The organism is Paenibacillus sp. FSL R5-0473, assembly GCF_038004565.1.
Taxonomy (GTDB): Bacteria; Bacillota; Bacilli; order Paenibacillales; family Paenibacillaceae; genus Paenibacillus; species Paenibacillus amylolyticus.
In genome coordinates this window covers 6279905-6296779 of the sequence record NZ_JBBORL010000001.1, presented here as the reverse complement: position 1 = coordinate 6296779, position 16875 = coordinate 6279905, and the positions used below count along the sequence as shown (strand labels likewise).

The following is a 16875-nucleotide window of genomic DNA, read 5'->3' as shown; positions in this document are numbered from 1 at the left end:
CAGTTCTTCTATATAAAATGAACAAAAGAATATTTACACTAGCCACTACGATGACAGAATAACCTTCCAATCGCTGTTATCCCCAGATTTTTTGATTCCCTTTTTAAAGGGGAAAATCCGGTGATAAAGGCGAAGCATATGCTTCCGATGCATCTTTCTTTCAGAAAGCTTTTAGCTCCGTTTTTTCAGGTTATTTCTGCCCTCTCCGTTCTCGTGCAAATTTTTAGTTCAATTTATATAGTTAAAGCGCTTGCAGAAATAAAACTTACTCTTCTTCTCTCTTAGCCTTTGTTTACCGATTAAACTAACGACTAAAAAATAGCATAGTTTTACAGGTTAATCAATCCTCCCGAAGAGTTCCCAAACGTTAAATGAAAAGGATCAAAAAAAAGAGAGGGGACTTTTAAAGTCCACCTCTCTTTGTTCACATCCCTTCACACATATCCTTTTCTGTGACACATCTTCAGTTATTTTACAGACCCTTGTGTAACCCCGTTGATGATCCACTTCTGCGCAAACAGGTAGATGATAATCATCGGCAGTAACGCGAGCAAGTAGGATGCAAACGCAAGGTTAAACTCGGTATTAAACTGTCCTTGGAATACATACTGTACCAGCGGCAGCGTGTATTGTCCCGGATCACTGATAATAATGAGTGGCAGCAAGAAATCGTTGTACGTGGATAGGCATGTCAGAATACCAACCGTGGCACTGATGGGTGCCATGAGCGGGAAAATGATTTTCCAGAACGTGCCCCAGGTTGTCGCCCCATCCACAAATGCCGCTTCCTCCAGCGCTACCGGAATGGAACGGATGTATCCAACGTACACAAATACGTTGAATGCCAGACCATAGACCGTGTGAAGCAGAATCAGACCTACCAGATTTGTCATCTCCAGCGATGCGGTCAGTTTAACAATCGGCAGCATGATGATTGGGAACGGAATGAACATCGCGCTAACGAAGTAATAATAGAGTCCTTTGAAAAACTTGCGTTTCTCCATATTCCGTGCAATCGCATAGGCTACCATCGAGTTACTGAGCAACGTCAAAAGCACGGTGGATGCGGTAACGATTGCACTGTTACGGAACGATTGGAAGAAGTTTGTCATGTCGATGGCCCTCGCAAAATTCTCCCAATGAAGTGTGGTCGGAATGGCAAAGACCGATTGGGCCATCTGTTCCGGATTTTTCAAAGCAATCGTAACGGTCATATACAATGGGAACAGGATAAACAAGGTACCCAACACAACAAGCAACATAACGGGCCAATTGATTCGTGTACGGCTTCTCATTACAGATCCATCTCCCTTCTTTGCAGGAACCGGATTTGCAGGATTGAAATCACCGCAATAACGATGAAGTAAATAACCGAGTTCGCAGATTGATATGCATATTCGCCGCCTTCAAATCCACCGGTGTAGATCAGATGGGAGATGGACTGCGTCGCCCGTCCGGGACCACCGTTGGTCAAGGCTACGATTTGGTCGAAGACCATAAGTGAATTTTTCATCGCCAGCACCATATTAATGGTGAAGAATGGAGCAATGAGCGGGAAGGTAATACTCCAGAATTCACGCCATTTGCCTGCGCCGTCGAGGTTGGATGCCTCGTATAGTGTCGTTGGTATCGTTTGCAGACCAGCCAAATACAGAATTGTATTCAGGGCCACCGATTGCCATACTGCAACAATGACGATACCGATCCAAGCCAGACTCTCGCTGCCGAGAATGTTGGTGGATAGCGCATTGATGCCCAGATTTTGTCCCCAGATCGGGAATACGTTGGAGAACAGGTAGTTAAATATGTAACCTACGATCAGCACACTCAGAATATTGGGCAGGAAGTAGATTCCGCGGAAAAAGTTACGGAACTTAATCTTGGCATTCAGCCCGAGTGCAATGAGCAGGCTCAGAATATTGGTCAGGATCGTCACCACGATCGCAAATTTGAACGTAAACCAGTAGGCATTGCCTACATTGTCATCCTGGAACAAGTTGAAATAGTTTTTGAAACCAACAAAATCATACTCTTTCCCGAATCCGTTATAATTCGTAAATGAATAATAGATGCCCTGGAGGGCCGGCAGCGTCATAAATACAAAGAACAATACAACCGCCGGAACCGTCATCCAGTAATAAGGTGCGATACGCTTGTTCATACTCCATCCTCCTTCTGACAAGGCTTAGCGCCGATTAGCAACCTTGTCCCATTCTTTGTCGAGTGTATCTAGATAGTTGTCGATGTTTTGGTTCTGCAAAAAGGACTGTACGATGGAATTCAGCTGCACGGCAGCCGGAATATAGTGATCGGGAAAGTCAATAACCTTGCCCTTCTCGATATAAGGCATCAATTCCTGTACGGCAGGATCATCCTGCTTCACGCCTTTTACCGCAGAGAACAGCGTCTGTTCGTCAATGTATCTTCCGATATTTTCAGGCTCTAATAGAAACGCAATAAACGTCTCTGCCTGCTCGCGATTAGGCGTGTCCTCCGCAATGGTAAACAGGGAGTCGATCCCGTTCACCAGCTTGATCTCGCTTGCATCGTTGCCCGTAGGGAATGGGAAGAAACCGATGTCAACATTTGGGTTCGCTTTGCGAATCTCCGAGATGGCCCAGGTTCCCTGGATGTACATGAAGGCTTCACCGTTAGCAAAGGCACGGTTACCGTCCGAATAAGCTTTACCAAAGTTATCGCCGTGACCGTATTTCATGAGTTCCAGTTGCTTCTCAGCTACCTCGCGGTACTTCTCCTTGAACGTCACTTTGTTATCGCGTCGCTCTTGGTAGAAATCAATACCGACCAGATTGGAGGCTAGTGCATTGAACGGCAGGCTCGTCTGCCAGTCATCCTTGTATGTGAAATAAAATGGAATCTCACCTGCATCCTTAATCTTTTGGGCGGTCGTAATGAGTTCATCCCACGTCTTGGGCACATCCAATCCCATTTCCTTAAACAGCGTTTTGTTGTACATGATGCCGTTTGCATTAGTCGCGTAAGGAATACCAGTCACTTCGTCCATACCTGTGAGATCATTCAGCATTTGTATGTAGTTCGGATCAATCGTCTGGAGTAATGTGCTATCCGTCAGATCGGTGAAAATATCACTCTGGGCCAGAATGGAATAGGTGTCGGTTGCCCCCATGGCCATAATATCCGGGATATCATTTTTGACGACACGCGTCTTCAGTACTGTCTCCGCATCGGGCGGATTCACCTGTGTCACTTGGATATCGTCATGCTCCGCATTAAACGTTTTAATTAATTCATCAAAGGTTGTTTTGGCTTCAGGCTTGTTCTGGAAAAATTCAATCTGCACTTTGCCATTCGCGCTATCTCCACTGGTACAGGAAGATAAAAGTACAGCCATCATTCCACACAGCAACATTGTCCCGAGAGCCTTGGTAAGCGTTGTTCTCATGTTGTACCTCCCTCAGCTTTATACGTAAGAATTTACCCATTCAAATGGTGAAATAACCATTTGGTTAATCCTTCCAAACCGACTTCAATCTGAATGGATGATATAGGTCTTTATTATTTCTAAAACGGTTTCGGTAAAAATGAATCACGGCAGTTCTTCCCATGACCTGAATCAGGCATAACAAAAAGGACACTGGATGATATCCAATGTCCCTCATTTAATAAGCTTATATTCAGCCACTGTAACGCTTTTATCCAACCTATTACGAACGTTCTGCTTTCGGCAAAGCATTACGTAAACGCTTGGCCCGATAACTCTGATATGCACGAATCAACATGCCAATGATAATCATGACCACACCGATGTTAATTGCGACATCAGCGAGATTCAAAATCCCGCGTCCTGACGGAAATACGAGGAAATCCGTTACCCGGGCATAGATAAATCGATCGATTGCATTTCCCAACGCCCCGCCAACCATAAAACCCGCGCCAGCTTGCATCCAGAAACCGCGAATCTCACCTTTACTCCGGTAATACAGCATGCCTGCTATGAACAGAACAGCAATCACACCAAACAAACGCGCATTTCCCTGAAACATGCTGCCCGCCATTCCACTGTTCTCGTAATGCTGTAACTGCATGCCTGAGTTACCCAGTCTCATGACGTCGCCAACTTCCATATACATCCTCACTGCAATCTTGGTTCCCTGGTCCACCAAAGTCACCAGCAGTGCTACAAAATAAAACAGCATCGTGCTTCTCCTCCTGCCTACGTAGCAATAACTTATTTTAACTTTAAGAGTTATGTATATTAGTTTCCCTTCACTTTACCACAGCCGATGTACGGTCTCCAAATGAACGGTCTTTAACCACGCAAATAACGTCCACTAACATCGTTCAGACTGCATCCAGAAGGGACTACACTAATCCATGTCGAATGTAGACATCAATCATATACGTAAAGGGGATGCCTGTAATTTGAACCTGACCACGACAGAGAAATTAAAGGAAATGCAACAGGAAGAAAAGGACTTGGTATTTGACACATTTGATTCTGAAATGGCACTTAACCTTGGCCTGCATCTGGTTGAAGAAGCGAAGCGTCGTTCCCAAGCCGTGACCATCGACATCACCCTGGAGGGGCATCGTCTCTTTTTGCATGCGATGGAAGGCACTCATCCCGACAACGAAGACTGGATTCGACGCAAAAACAACGTGGTGAATCATTTCTCCTCCAGTTCTTGGCATACCGCCCTGCGGTTGAGAAGCGAAAACCAGACACTTGAGCAAGACTTCAATCTGCCTGCATCGGACTATGTTCTGGCTGGTGGTGCTTTCCCGCTGATTCTGGAAAATGAGGGACAGGTCGGCACCATTACAGTATCGGGTTTGCCTGATGAGGAAGACCATGATCTGGTCACGACAGGCATTCGCTCGTTTTTGTTGCAGCAGAGTTAGATTAAAATAGGCAATAAAAAATCCGTACCTGGGATAGGCACGGATTTTCTTCTTTTTCCTGCAGTTAAATTCTTGCGTTTTATTGGATCGCTGAGAGAACGTCCAGAAGCATAGATTTGAATTTGGGCCGATCAATGGCTTCACAGACACGTACATTCGGCTCTTTGCCAAAACGTCCGTTGATATCAACCACACTGTATCCACGTGTCAGTTCTCCTGCCGCTTCCACATCCACATAATATTGACCCGACTTGGTCATGATGGATTCATCTGCCGCTACAGCCATCAACAATGTATCCGGATGAGTGGTGCCATTGAGTTTATGTACCGACTTGTTGAACTGCATAACCACTTTGTTGATTGCAGTGAAGAAATCGGCACCCGATGTACCCAGAGCCGCAATCTCTGCATGATCGTCATCGTCCATCACTGAATATTGCGTGCACATCTCCCAGCCAACCATCGTGATTGGAATGCCTGCATGCAGTACAATTTTCGCTGCTTCCGGGTCCACGTAGAAGTTATACTCCGCCGCCGGTGTGATATTGCCCAGTGCATTATTCGTTCCGCCCATGATGTACAGGTGAGCAATCTCCGGAATAATCGTAGGGTCTTTCTGAATCGCCATTGCAATATTAGTCAACGGGGCAATCGCCAGAAGTTCAATTTCGCCCGGATGTGCGTGCACCTTCTCAATGATAAAATCAACCGCATGCCCGCTCTCGGGACGCTGATCCGCCTTCGGGAAATGCGCGCCGCCCATGCCATCATTGCCATGCACATCTTCCACTGTGCGGTGCTGAGCTTTACCGTAGGCCATTAGCGGACGCTCGCAACCTTTATACACAGGTACCTTGCCGCCATGTCCAGCAACCTGTACCGTGTACAGGGCATTTTCAACCTCCTGGTCGAATTGTACGTTACCGCCCGTAATGGTGATGCCTTCCACCTGAAAGTGATGCAATGCCGTCAGGATCGCAATCGTATCGTCTCCTGCTGTATCTGTATCGATGATGACTCTTCTCATGATGCCGCGCTCCTTCTTCCGTTTGATAGTAAACTCCATAAAACACTATGTCTTATTTTACATCAAAAACGTACCGATGACGATGGAAACGCCGATGATAATCGAACGCAGCAGCTGTGCTACCGCCATATTGCCTCGTGCAATTTCGTCACACACCCGCATCTTCGGAATCAGGAAATCAAATATAATATAGACCAGGCACAGCACAATAATTCCAAACGCCGACCACAGCAGCATATCCAGCCACGAATGCGTCGAGAAAGATACCATGCCCACAATAATACACAGCCCCAGCAATTTGCTGCCCATGTACATGCCTGCCGCCTCGTTACCTTTGGCGATTTCCTCACTATCGTTATACCGGGTCAATTTGCTAAAAGCGAAATATCCACATACCAATACCACCAGCAGAATGCCTACACCCACCGCCACATTCACGAGGTTTAATCCCAAGTTTTCCATTCCTTCTCCTCCTCATCATTCATCCGTTCACGAACCGTAGCCGCGCAATAATAGGCCATATCTCCGGTTACTTTCTCCCCGACCCGTGGTAGTATCCCAGCCAAACGCCCACCGATAACAAACACCCCTGTAAGCAGATAGCCGCTGTATGCTCCAGCTTCCGTCTCGATCACAACCTGTTCCATCGGAACCAGTTGCTGATAGATTTTGGGCTGATTTTCGTAATAAGCTGTGATCTCTTCATCCTCGTCTGTTGCCCCAGATGCAAGATTGGATTCCAGCGCCTCGTTAAGAGGATGCTCCATATCCTGCTTTCCAAAGGCATTGTCCGTTCCTTCATCCAGCAAAAGAGTTCCTCTGCCTTCGCGCCCCCAATAACTCTTCGCTACATATGGCGTGGCGTTCAGCTCGAAAGGCTCTGCCGAAAAATAGGTGGGCAGCAGATATCGGGAAATCACGTCCATCTCTGCTTCATCAAAGAGGGTAAACCCGCAATATTCCGGGGTTTGCTCGTTCCGCTCGTAGAGCGACCAGATTGCCGCCATGAAACCTTTGCTCTGCATCAGTACATGCTGAACCGGATTCATCAGGCCTAGTCGTCCCTCCCGTACAAGTTCAAGCAGCGCAGCCCCAATCTCCACCCCTGTCGTCTCATCCCGATCATCGATCAGATACTCCAGTGGATAAAGGCGATACAGTAGATTAATCTCCCGACCCTTATGGTAAAGCGCCTCTCCCGGAACAATCTCCAGTTCCTCAAGTGGAGCATAGAAGACTTCGTATCCCGCTTCCTGACAACGTCTCATCAGGTATTCCGTATTCGTTCGGTCTTCGACATGTTCACCAAAAGAAGTGAATGTCACCGGACCCTTTAATCCCTGCTCTGTATAGAATTCCAGCCACATCTTGAAACATTCCCGAATACGTGTATCCATCTCGGCAGATGGCGCAGTTAACGCGGCATCCTCAGCAAGACCGACCAGGATATTTTCCAATGCAGCAGCCTCCGGTATGCCCGTTGGAGTGTCCGTATTATTTTCAATACACTTGGGCCCAGCTTCTCCGATAATCCAGTCCTGACGGGTAATGCCTCCAGTTACCAACTCCATACGTGCCGCCGGGATAAGCCCCGGATGAATACCCAACTGATGCTCTAAAAAAGAATCCGGCATATATTGCTGGATAAATCGCATCACTTTACAGTAAATGCCGTCTACCGCCTCGGCTGCGGTATGCAGTTCCAGCACCTCCGAGGGAGAGTAGACCGTTAATGCTGGCACACAATATTGCTTCCCGTACATTCGATGATATGGAATCTGTTGTTCCGTTTCACCCTGAAATACCTCTTCGTGACTTAACGGCAGTTGAACCACTTGCCTCATCCGGTTATCCTCCCGAGCTGCGGAAGAAGCTACCGAAGCCGCTTGATTTGGACTTGGATTTGCTATAGGAGCTGTTACTGTCCTTATTGCTTCGATATGACGACCCACCGTAGTAATAGTGCCCACTGCTGGAATCATATTCACATCCGGTATCATACTCCGGGTCACATTCATCATTGTTGCTGCCACAACCGGATAACACGGCAGGAACCGCCAGCATCAGGGAGAAAGCAACCAGCTTTGCTTTTGACCCGGGTTTCGATGCTTGCCCCCGCTCTTGGTCACTCATCACAGATCCACCTCTTTCATATAAAACAATACTTTCTTGCGATCTGCATCCAGCACGGAATACAGGAACTCATACGTCTTGCCACTGCGAACCATGTAATGGTCCAGCAGTTGCTCGGCAAGCTCCATCGTATAGGTGGATGACGCTGTGAGCTCCAACTCCTGAAATGATCTTCCATTCCACAGCATATACTCTGCACTGTACATGGAGGACATTTTGCACATTGCCAGCGCAGCGTCCGCAATCGCCGCACCGTACACATCCGGCATCTGTTGGTCATATGGCGTTACATATACTGCATGTTCCCGCCCATCCTGGCATTCATTGGACAGATGCGCCCAGAGTTTGTTTTTCACCAAGGTGGCATCCACCAGTTTGCGCATGAACAGTTCATCTCGTGTGACTGAAGTCTGTTCCAGCACCCCTGTCTCCGCTTGTCGATCATCCGACCAACTCCGATACGTCAATGAATAATAGATACCGATAACCTCCCTTTTTGCGAGCTCTTAGGTGAGCCGTTTCAATTCATACAAACGTATTTAACGCATCCGAAGGAAAAAAGTTACACTAGTGAATCAATTTCATAGTACCTTTAGCTGCTTCAAATCAAGGCTAGACATAGATCAAAATGGTTTAATTTGTCTATGTCTAGTTACAAAACTCCATTTTTAGTGATTTATGAAATTGATTTTATTCACCATGACATGTAATAAAAGCTACTGTTCGAGGCACTGTTGATGATAATGCATTATGTGGTTTAACTAAAATAGAACAGGTTTTCACGCCCGTTTCTGGATCAACGAAACTTGGCTAACAAGTGGATTCCGCGTTTGGTATGTAATTCAGTTCAAAAAGGCCGGAGAAGACTCTCCGACCGCACTTGTTTAATCTTATGCTCATGCCATTCTGACTTATAACTCAGCCCACTGTGCCAATACATCATTATATTCAGCGGACAATTGCTCGCGATCATTCCAGATTTGTTCCAGTTCAAGCGGATTGTTCTGCACCATTTCCAACTGTTGATCCAGCACCTGAATCTCTGCCTCAAGACGAGCCAACGTCTGTTCCAGCTTCTCCGCAGATTGTTGGTTGCCACTGCCACTTCTATGTTTCGATGCAGTTGCTGCCGAAGGAGTCAACGCCTTACCTGATTCAGTAGAAGCTTTATGATCATGACTTCCACCGGCAGCTACAACAGTGGATCCGTTCATTGTCGAGGTTGCTCCTGGCTTCTTCCCTGATCTGGCAGTCCCGCCGGGCGCGGACGTTAAACCTGACTTCATCTCTGACTTGGTGTTCCCACGAGAAGAAACGCCCACGCCTGCTGTAGCCTGAGTTGTCGCCGCCGCACGAGCTTGCAAATCAAGCTTCTTCTCACGATACGCCTCATAGTCTCCCAGGTAAGCGGTCATCTGACCGTCCTCCAGTTCCCACACACGGGAAGCGAGGCGATTGACGAAGTACCGATCATGCGAGATGGCAAGTACGGTTCCTTCAAAATCAACCAGTGACTCTTCCAGCGCTTCTCTCGATGCGATATCCAGATGGTTGGTTGGCTCATCGAGCAACAGTACATTGGGTTTGCGCTGCACCAGCAGAGCTAGCCGCAGACGCGTCCATTCCCCACCAGATAATTGCCCGACAGAGCGGAATACATCCGCTCCATAGAACAGGTATCGGGCCAGAATTCCGCGAGCCTCTCCCTCTTCCACGCCTGCTTCCAGACGGAAGTATTCGAGTACGTTCAGCTTTGGATTCGTGGGTTCCTCCTGTTGAGCCAGATACCCTACATCCACGCGTGCTCCCCACTCCAGCTTGCCCGCATTGGGCTGCTCGTCACCAAGCAACAGCTTGAACAGGGTCGTCTTGCCGGAGCCATTGCGTCCAATGAGTGCAATTTTATCCCCATATTCCAACAGACCCGAGATTCCGCGCAGGATTTCACGCTCGCCATAGCTCTTCTCGACCTGTTCCAATACCGCTACCCGTTTACCCGTTCGATCCGTAGGACGCACATCGAACTCGGCATTGCGGCGCTCCAGTACAGGACGCTTCACCTGTTCCATCCGCTCCAGCGCCTTGCGCATAGAAGCCGCCCGTCTGAAGAACTTTTCATTCCCACCAACCCGGCCCCACTCCTCTAACTGGCGAATTGTTTCCTTCATTTTCTTGATAACCTTCTGTTGCTCCTTGAACTCCTCGAATTGCTGCAACAGCCGTTGTTCCTTCACTTTCATATATTCCGTATAACCGCCAGCAGATGTTTCCGCTTCTCCATCCTCCAGCTCCAGTGTTCGATTCACGACCCGATCCAGAAAATAGCGATCATGCGAGATCAGGACAATGGTGCCGGGATATTCTCGTAAAAATCCTTCCAGCCACTCAACCCGCTCCAGATCAAGATGGTTTGTCGGCTCATCCAGCAATAACAGGTCGGGTCTTACGATTAGCTGTGAAGCCAGCACCACCCGAGTCTGCTCCCCACCAGACAGGGAACCAAAGCGCCAACCATAGTGTGCCTTGGCGATATCCAAACCGTCCGCCACCTGATCGATCCGGGCATCCATTTCATATCCACCCTCACGCTCGAACTGGTCTTGCAGTGCCGCGTAGCGTTTCAGCAGGCGCTCCAATTGATTAGGGTCTGCTACACATGCCGGATCGGACATCTGCTGCTCCATTTCCTTCATTTGCGTGCGACATATCATAAGCTCCTTGAATCCAAGACTCAGTACATCCAGTACGGTATGGTCATCCAATCCTTCTGGAACCTGAGCCACATATCCCATTCGTGTATCTTTCTTGATCATCAATTGCCCTTCATCCGGCTTGTTCAGTCTTGCCATCAGGCGCATAAGTGTGGTCTTGCCGCTTCCGTTGCGGCCAATCAGGGCGACCTTGTCACCTTCCATAATTTCAAACGTAATGCCGTCCAGCACCAGATGTGCTCCGTGGTATTGAGTCAGTTGTTGCGCGCTAATCATTATCATAATAAGGTTCCTCCTATGGTATGGAAGATCCTGACCGCAACACAAAAAGAGCCGCAGGAGGTTAGCTCCGCGGCCCTTCAGAATTCAAGCAATATCGCTTATCGTCCGAATGAGGTCAAGGCAGGCATCTTCTCGCAAATGTTAACTTCCGTATATTCAAAATTGGACAGACTTCTCCCGTTGGTCAGAAAAGTATGAACAATGCCAGCCATAGCAATCGGCAGCTGGCTAATACGGTTGTTAAGCATCTCGTGATTCACCTGTCTTCACCTCCCTTGTCATAATTAATGTCAATATATCACAGACGAATGCGTTTCCGCAACCATCCCTTCGCCCAATTCAATCATACTGTACAGTAGTTTCATTCTTACGCTTAATTCCTGCCCCGTCGCCGAAGCATTACATCCCTGATTGCCACCGTAATAAGTGTTAACATTCCCGAGGTACCCAGTGATGCGCCGAGCAGGGCATATCCGATGCCGTTCCACCCGCCAATATCGATGCTGATCATGATTACAACGGCACCGCCGAGCAAGGCCACACATGGCAATATATATTGTACCCACGTCATTCGGCGTCCTTGTAACCGGTAGATAAACCATTCAATCAGTAGCTGCACTGCCCACATTCCCAATGTCCACAAGATCAGTACTTCCATAAGGTTCCCCTCCTGTTGCTGGATGGATCAAGCACTGTGTTACAGACTTTACATTACTTCAACCAATCTGAGAAAAAGTTCCGGTACCCTTCTTTCATCTTCGTGCGCGAAAAAGCACCAAACGCATACTCCCGGTTGTCTTCTGACACACTGCGCGGCGCAGCCGCAGCCATGTTCACCAGTTCAAACCAGTTATCCTCGTTACCTGCAAATGCATGCGTGGATCGAATGTGACCGTAGCAAGCATGCTCCGGTTTCACGACCATTTTGCCCATCGCCATCGCTTCCGTCAGCGGCATCGCAAACGTATCAAAGGCCGAACAGTTCCAATATACCTTGGATGAGTTCATCAACGTAAATATCTCATCCTGCGTGAGCGCAAACTTCAGCTTCACGTTGGCAGGAATGTCGTACTTCTTCATGGTTTCCTTATAGCGCACACCACCAAACACCATATACACTTCCTTGTCCGGGTTCTGCCGAGCGTATTCCAGCACCAGATCCGGGCGACGATTCGCTTCATCCCTACCGATCCAGAGCACCCGATTATGCACAACCTGGCTCGGATCATAGTGCCGGTTCGCCAGCTCTTCGCTAAAGCCAATCGGAATAACGTTCACGTCATGTACACCGAAATTGCGACCAAGTTCTGTTTTTAAAAACTCCGTCTGTACAATCGCTTTATCCACCATCGTATAAAATGGCTTCATCATCTCATATCCTGTTAGCGCGGGATCGGGAAAACTGTGCGGGAACAATACACTCTTCGGTAAGAACATCTTCAAAAACGTAAACCCGGATACGGTGTAGATAACATGCTCTATATTTTGGCTATGAATCTGATCCAGCACGATATCGTAGTTCACCAGGTCACCTTTCTCATGCTCATAACCCGGCAACCAGTCGTATCCGCTGACATGACGCTCCGGCGAGATGAACACAATATCCACGCCCAGCTCCAGACCAATCTGCTTCAGCCGATCCGCAAATACGCGCGGCCCCTGAGCTTCCGTGAATTGAATTTTACGCATAACAAGTCCGACTTTACGCAAGCTTCTCACCCCTCATTTCTATTCCTCATCCAAGTGCTTCATGCACTGTTCCAGCGTTGCTGCCGTCTCATGCCACTGGTTACGCAACTGTTCCTTCGGCCACACACATTCCTCACTTCTCAGGTCACCGTCAATCAAACGAAGCATCCAGAGCGAAAATACAATAGCATAGGCGTTGTACCATTCTGCAAAAGAAACCCGTTCAATCTGTACACCCAAGCTCCCCAGTTTGTCCAAATAAACATCTATAACCCGCTCTCGCAAAGCAGACGTAACCGTTCTGGGAAACAGCGGATGCGAGAGATCCACTAGATGAACTACATCCCATAGCGGTGTATTCAGATGAGCATGCTCCCAGTCCAAGACGACCAGTCTGCCGTCTACTTCCGCTAGATTACCGGGATGCAAGTCTCCGTGACATAAAACGGTTGGAAGTTGCTCCTCAGCTGTGAGAATCAACGTGGCAATCTTGTCCCAATTCGATGCGGACAGCTGCATATCCAGTCTGGATAACAGTTCATCGTTAGACTGCTTTTGCATTTGCAACTCATCCAACATGGTGTGAATGGACGGTTTCTGGCCCACGCGAGGCAGCTCACTCCAATTCGTAACAGGCAATGCATGCCATGCTGCCATATGTGCCGCTGCGCCGAGCATCATCGCTTCTTCCGAATCATGCACCAGTTGCCCCAGATCCTCGTAGATCATCCAGCTCTGTGCTGGAGCAATGGTAAGATCCGACGCTGCAATGAGTTGCGGATAGATTGGTGGTAAGCCAGACATCACACGCTCGTACATCCATCGTTCCCGTCCATGCTGTACAGGATTCGTCAACGGTTTGAAAATATAACTTTCACCGCTAGGAACAGTGAATCGCTCCACATATCGTCCGTTCATTCCTTTATACAACTGTTCACGGCTTGTTATATATTGATCATTCAGCATTCCTTCGGGCGTCACCCAGCTGTATGCATCCAACTCTTCGTTCACGCTACCCACCATCCATTTCGTTCTCCCTGCTACTCCGATGTTGATTTCTATTCATCATACGTTGCCGCTCACAAGCCTGCAAGCTTTGGTCGTAAGCGCTTATTCAGTGTCTCAATTCAGAGTTTCAAAATTGCTTATTGCATTTTAGTTAGTAATCACTTACTATACAATCATGAAGAACAAATCTCATGTGGATAGCAAAAAGAAAGATATCCTACAAGCGGCGATGCGCTTGTTCGCAACCAAAGGCGTTGACGGCATATCCGTCAAAGAGATCGGTGACGCCGCCGGAGTAACCGATGCGGCGATCTACAAACATTTTAAAAACAAGGATGCCGTTGCCCTGGAAGCCTTCACCCAATACTGTGTCGACTATACTGCACTGATTGACGGGTATGTTCGACAGGAAGGTCCGGTGTTGGAACGCTTCAAGCAACTGGTTACCGAGGTTCTCCATCTGCATGATGAAGATCCCTACGGACTGCTGCTGATTTCACAGAATCATGAAATATTCATTGAAGCCGGAAGCAGCGAGGATTACCGTCAGCCATTGGATGCGTTAATGGATCTGATCGATCAGGGAATGATGCGGGGCGAACTGCCTCAGCAGGATTCACGGCTCACAGCCGTGCTGGTGATCGGTGCAATTACACGTATGGCGGTCTCCAGTATGCAAGGTGAACTACCGGAGCTGTTGGTACCTTATACGGGGGAAACGGTTCACAGACTTGCATCGATGTTAGGGCAGGTACCCAAGGAGTAACAATGGAAATGGGATGAAGCTAGAAATGGATTAGCGGAGCGTAGGGAAAACGACGTGAGCAACTACATTGTTTCCGAAGGAAACAACCTTCGTAAGTTTCCGCTTATCTCAGCTGAATCCCATATTCGATGCGGATGATGCCGCTAGACATGATTCGTAAACAAAAGCGGACTTGTTGAATAACTTCTAAAGAGAATCGTCAGCATACCATTAGGATATACAGATGGATTACCGGGTCATACGTGACCTTTTCTTTTTGCACATGAGGTTAGTGTTCATTAACTAAAATAGTCAGGACGTGTCATCTTCCATGAAGAAAATACTAATTATTCAAGGCAATCCCGTCTCCCCCAGTTACAACGACGCACTAGCCGAAGCTTACCGCAAAGGTGCGGTGCAGGCGGGTGCCGACGTCCGCATGATCACCCTGAACGAGTTGACGTTCAACATGAATCTGGAAGGAGGATATCGTAATAAACTTCCACTTGAACCAGATTTGCTGGAGGCCCAAGAAGCAATAAAGTGGGCCGAGCATCTCGTATGGGTGTTCCCAATCTGGTGGGGAGGGCCACCTGCCCTGCTGAAAGGTTTCGTTGACCGAATCTTCATGCCAGGTTACGCCTTCAAGTATCAGAAAGGAAAACCATTCCCGGATCAACTGCTCAAAGGCCGCACCGCTCGCATGATCACTACGATGGATGGCCCAAGCTGGTATTTCAAATGGTTCCAGGGTGAGCCCGCACATAAAATGATGAAAATCTCCACATTTGCACTGACTGGCATCAAACCTGTGCGGATAACATCTGTAGATCAAGTTGGTAAAAAGTCAGATGAACAGAGAAAGAATTGGTTGGATAAGATCGAACAGCTTGGGCGGAAGATGGGGTAAACACTTTTCTGCAAGAAAGCCTCATGGGAAGTATATACTTCTCTCCAGATTTTCACGTTGTAAGTTAAATCAAAAATCTGTGGATACGCGCAATTTGAAGGTAGTCCTGTAATCTGCAAGTGGCACAATTGTAATTATAGTCTGACTTATAACAGAAAGCAGAAATGTGCCTATTCCCAGTTACAAAAAAAGGGTTGTCCCCTACGTCTTGAACAAGACGTAGGGGACAACCCTTTTAGTATTCATTATGATCTAACGAACCGTAAACACGTTATTAGCGCCATTTCCGATAAGTCTGAGGTTTAACGAATCGTAGACGCGTTATATCCTCGATCTGTGTATCATTTTATGATTTTAAACTAGTTTGCACTGGAATAACTTCACTGAGGTTCGTTACATTTTGCATTCCACGCTAAATCGCCATTTAACACTGACTCGGTTCGTTAGCGACCTGCACTTAGAGAGACAAATCTGCACTACAGGTCAGCTTGATATGCCAATCGCCCGCCTTTGGAAAGTCGACTTCGCATCAGTAATGCAATGGAAACGACCATGGTTAGCGCCCCAATGAACAGCCATCTACAAATACAAACAACGCATTACCCAAACGAAATACGACCTGATGGATGCTCAGGCAAAATAGCTGTAACCAGCTGCTGCACAGCCGGATGATCCGACTGCATTACCGAACCCCCGGCATCACCGCTATATACCAGCTTTCCCTGATCCATCACGGCAATGCGGTCACAGATCGTCATGGCAGCTCGAATGTCATGTGTGATAAAAAGGTAAGACAACCCGTAGGATGCTCTTAACTCTCCCAATAAGGATAGAATTTGCGTCTGGTGCACCATGTCCAGGCTGCTGATCGATTCGTCCAGTACGATTAACTTTGGCTTGAGCGCAATGGCTCGTGCGATGTTAACTCGCTGTAATTGCCCACCGCTGAACTGGTGCGGAAGCTTGCTCCCATCCTCAGGTGTAAGCCCAACCTGCTCAAGCAGTTGCCCGACCATACGAAGTTGTTCTTTTGCCGAAAATCGCTCGTAATTATCCAGTGGCTCACCGATGATCTGCGCGGCAGTCATGAGTGGATTCACAGCCGAATAACAGTCCTGGAACACGACCTGCAGATCGCGCCGTAATCCCTTAAGCACGGGTTTGCTGGATCGATAGATATCCTGACCCTGAAATAAAACCTGACCCTGGCTGGGCTTCTCCAGACCAAGAATGATTTTACCCAAGGTACTTTTACCTGCCCCGCTCGTACCCAGGAGCCCCAGACACACACCCTTTTCGATCGTAAGTGAGATATCTGCCAGCACAGGAGGACGCGCTCCCGAACGATCCAGCCAGTTGCGTTTGCCATAGCTATGGCTTACTCCACGTACCTGAAGCATCAGGTCATCCCCCTCTCTTGTACTTGGCAGAAGCAATCTCCGAAGAAGCCGAATCTACACATCACCATGTTCATTCCACCCCTCCG

Annotated in this window: 18 protein-coding genes; 3 read left to right on the top strand and 15 right to left on the bottom strand. The window is 47.9% G+C overall.

What is annotated here, in order from left to right; all coding sequences use genetic code 11:
• Window positions 1–467: 467 nt before the first annotated feature.
• The 4 genes from MKY28_RS27695 to lspA all read right to left on the bottom strand — a co-directional run bounded on the left by MKY28_RS27695 (window position 468) and on the right by lspA (window position 4178).
• Entirely contained in the window at window positions 468–1295 is an 828-nt protein-coding gene (locus tag MKY28_RS27695; RefSeq protein WP_076251848.1) for a carbohydrate ABC transporter permease, read from the bottom strand.
• The gene (locus tag MKY28_RS27690; protein ID WP_036606633.1) at window positions 1295–2161 is read right to left on the bottom strand and encodes a carbohydrate ABC transporter permease; all 867 of its coding nucleotides are present in this window, start codon (window positions 2159–2161) and stop codon (window positions 1295–1297) included. The genes MKY28_RS27695 and MKY28_RS27690 overlap by 1 nt, the downstream gene beginning before the upstream one ends.
• Before the next feature lie 24 nt (window positions 2162–2185).
• Window positions 2186–3376, bottom strand: a complete 1191-nt coding sequence (locus MKY28_RS27685; RefSeq protein WP_445670938.1) for an ABC transporter substrate-binding protein — start codon at window positions 3374–3376, stop codon at window positions 2186–2188.
• Between the two features lie 310 nt (window positions 3377–3686).
• The gene (gene lspA / locus MKY28_RS27680) at window positions 3687–4178 is read right to left on the bottom strand and encodes a signal peptidase II (protein WP_036606631.1); all 492 of its coding nucleotides are present in this window, start codon (window positions 4176–4178) and stop codon (window positions 3687–3689) included.
• A gap of 226 nt (window positions 4179–4404) precedes the next feature.
• On the opposite strand from lspA, the gene MKY28_RS27675 reads away from it, so the two are divergent.
• A complete protein-coding gene (locus MKY28_RS27675) occupies window positions 4405–4884 on the top strand; it encodes a heme-degrading domain-containing protein (RefSeq protein WP_340937557.1) in 480 nt (159 codons plus the stop codon).
• Window positions 4885–4963: 79 nt separating this feature from the next.
• Here MKY28_RS27675 and MKY28_RS27670 read toward each other — a convergent pair whose 3' ends face one another.
• From MKY28_RS27670 to MKY28_RS27625, 10 genes are all read right to left on the bottom strand, one after another.
• Entirely contained in the window at window positions 4964–5911 is a 948-nt protein-coding gene (locus tag MKY28_RS27670; protein ID WP_340937556.1) for a nucleoside hydrolase, read from the bottom strand.
• A 57-nt stretch (window positions 5912–5968) separates the two neighbouring features.
• A complete protein-coding gene (locus tag MKY28_RS27665; protein WP_017691702.1) occupies window positions 5969–6373 on the bottom strand; it encodes a DUF350 domain-containing protein in 405 nt (134 codons plus the stop codon).
• Entirely contained in the window at window positions 6355–7755 is a 1401-nt protein-coding gene (locus tag MKY28_RS27660; RefSeq protein WP_340937555.1) for a glutathionylspermidine synthase family protein, read from the bottom strand. The genes MKY28_RS27665 and MKY28_RS27660 overlap by 19 nt, the downstream gene beginning before the upstream one ends.
• Window positions 7756–7759: 4 nt before the next feature.
• Complete coding sequence (locus MKY28_RS27655; RefSeq protein WP_036671603.1) at window positions 7760–8044, bottom strand: hypothetical protein; 285 nt, start codon at window positions 8042–8044, stop codon at window positions 7760–7762.
• Window positions 8044–8511 carry a hypothetical protein gene (locus MKY28_RS27650; RefSeq protein ID WP_340937554.1) on the bottom strand — a complete coding sequence of 156 codons (468 nt, stop codon included), beginning with the start codon at window positions 8509–8511 and terminating at the stop codon, window positions 8044–8046. Before MKY28_RS27650 ends, MKY28_RS27655 begins: the two co-directional genes overlap by 1 nt.
• A 444-nt stretch (window positions 8512–8955) precedes the next feature.
• Window positions 8956–11037, bottom strand: coding sequence for a ribosomal protection-like ABC-F family protein (gene abc-f / locus MKY28_RS27645; protein ID WP_340937553.1), 2082 nt, complete (start codon window positions 11035–11037; stop codon window positions 8956–8958).
• Between the two features lie 98 nt (window positions 11038–11135).
• On the bottom strand, window positions 11136–11297 hold the full coding sequence (locus tag MKY28_RS27640; protein ID WP_017691697.1) for a hypothetical protein: 162 nt from the start codon (window positions 11295–11297) through the stop codon (window positions 11136–11138).
• A 113-nt stretch (window positions 11298–11410) separates the two neighbouring features.
• Window positions 11411–11695, bottom strand: coding sequence for a hypothetical protein (locus MKY28_RS27635; protein WP_017691696.1), 285 nt, complete (start codon window positions 11693–11695; stop codon window positions 11411–11413).
• Window positions 11696–11748: 53 nt separating this feature from the next.
• Window positions 11749–12747, bottom strand: coding sequence for a glycosyltransferase (locus tag MKY28_RS27630; protein WP_340937552.1), 999 nt, complete (start codon window positions 12745–12747; stop codon window positions 11749–11751).
• A gap of 18 nt (window positions 12748–12765) precedes the next feature.
• The gene (locus MKY28_RS27625) at window positions 12766–13749 is read right to left on the bottom strand and encodes a phosphotransferase family protein (RefSeq protein WP_340937551.1); all 984 of its coding nucleotides are present in this window, start codon (window positions 13747–13749) and stop codon (window positions 12766–12768) included.
• Between the two features lie 160 nt (window positions 13750–13909).
• On the opposite strand from MKY28_RS27625, the gene MKY28_RS27620 reads away from it, so the two are divergent.
• Both MKY28_RS27620 and MKY28_RS27615 read left to right on the top strand, forming a co-directional pair.
• Complete coding sequence (locus MKY28_RS27620) at window positions 13910–14500, top strand: TetR/AcrR family transcriptional regulator (RefSeq protein ID WP_340907424.1); 591 nt, start codon at window positions 13910–13912, stop codon at window positions 14498–14500.
• A gap of 310 nt (window positions 14501–14810) precedes the next feature.
• Window positions 14811–15389, top strand: a complete 579-nt coding sequence (locus MKY28_RS27615) for an NAD(P)H-dependent oxidoreductase (protein ID WP_340937549.1) — start codon at window positions 14811–14813, stop codon at window positions 15387–15389.
• A gap of 599 nt (window positions 15390–15988) precedes the next feature.
• On the opposite strand, the gene nikE is transcribed toward MKY28_RS27615, so the two are convergent.
• The gene (gene nikE / locus MKY28_RS27610; RefSeq protein ID WP_315371448.1) at window positions 15989–16789 is read right to left on the bottom strand and encodes a nickel import ATP-binding protein NikE; all 801 of its coding nucleotides are present in this window, start codon (window positions 16787–16789) and stop codon (window positions 15989–15991) included.
• Window positions 16790–16875 lie beyond the last annotated feature (86 nt).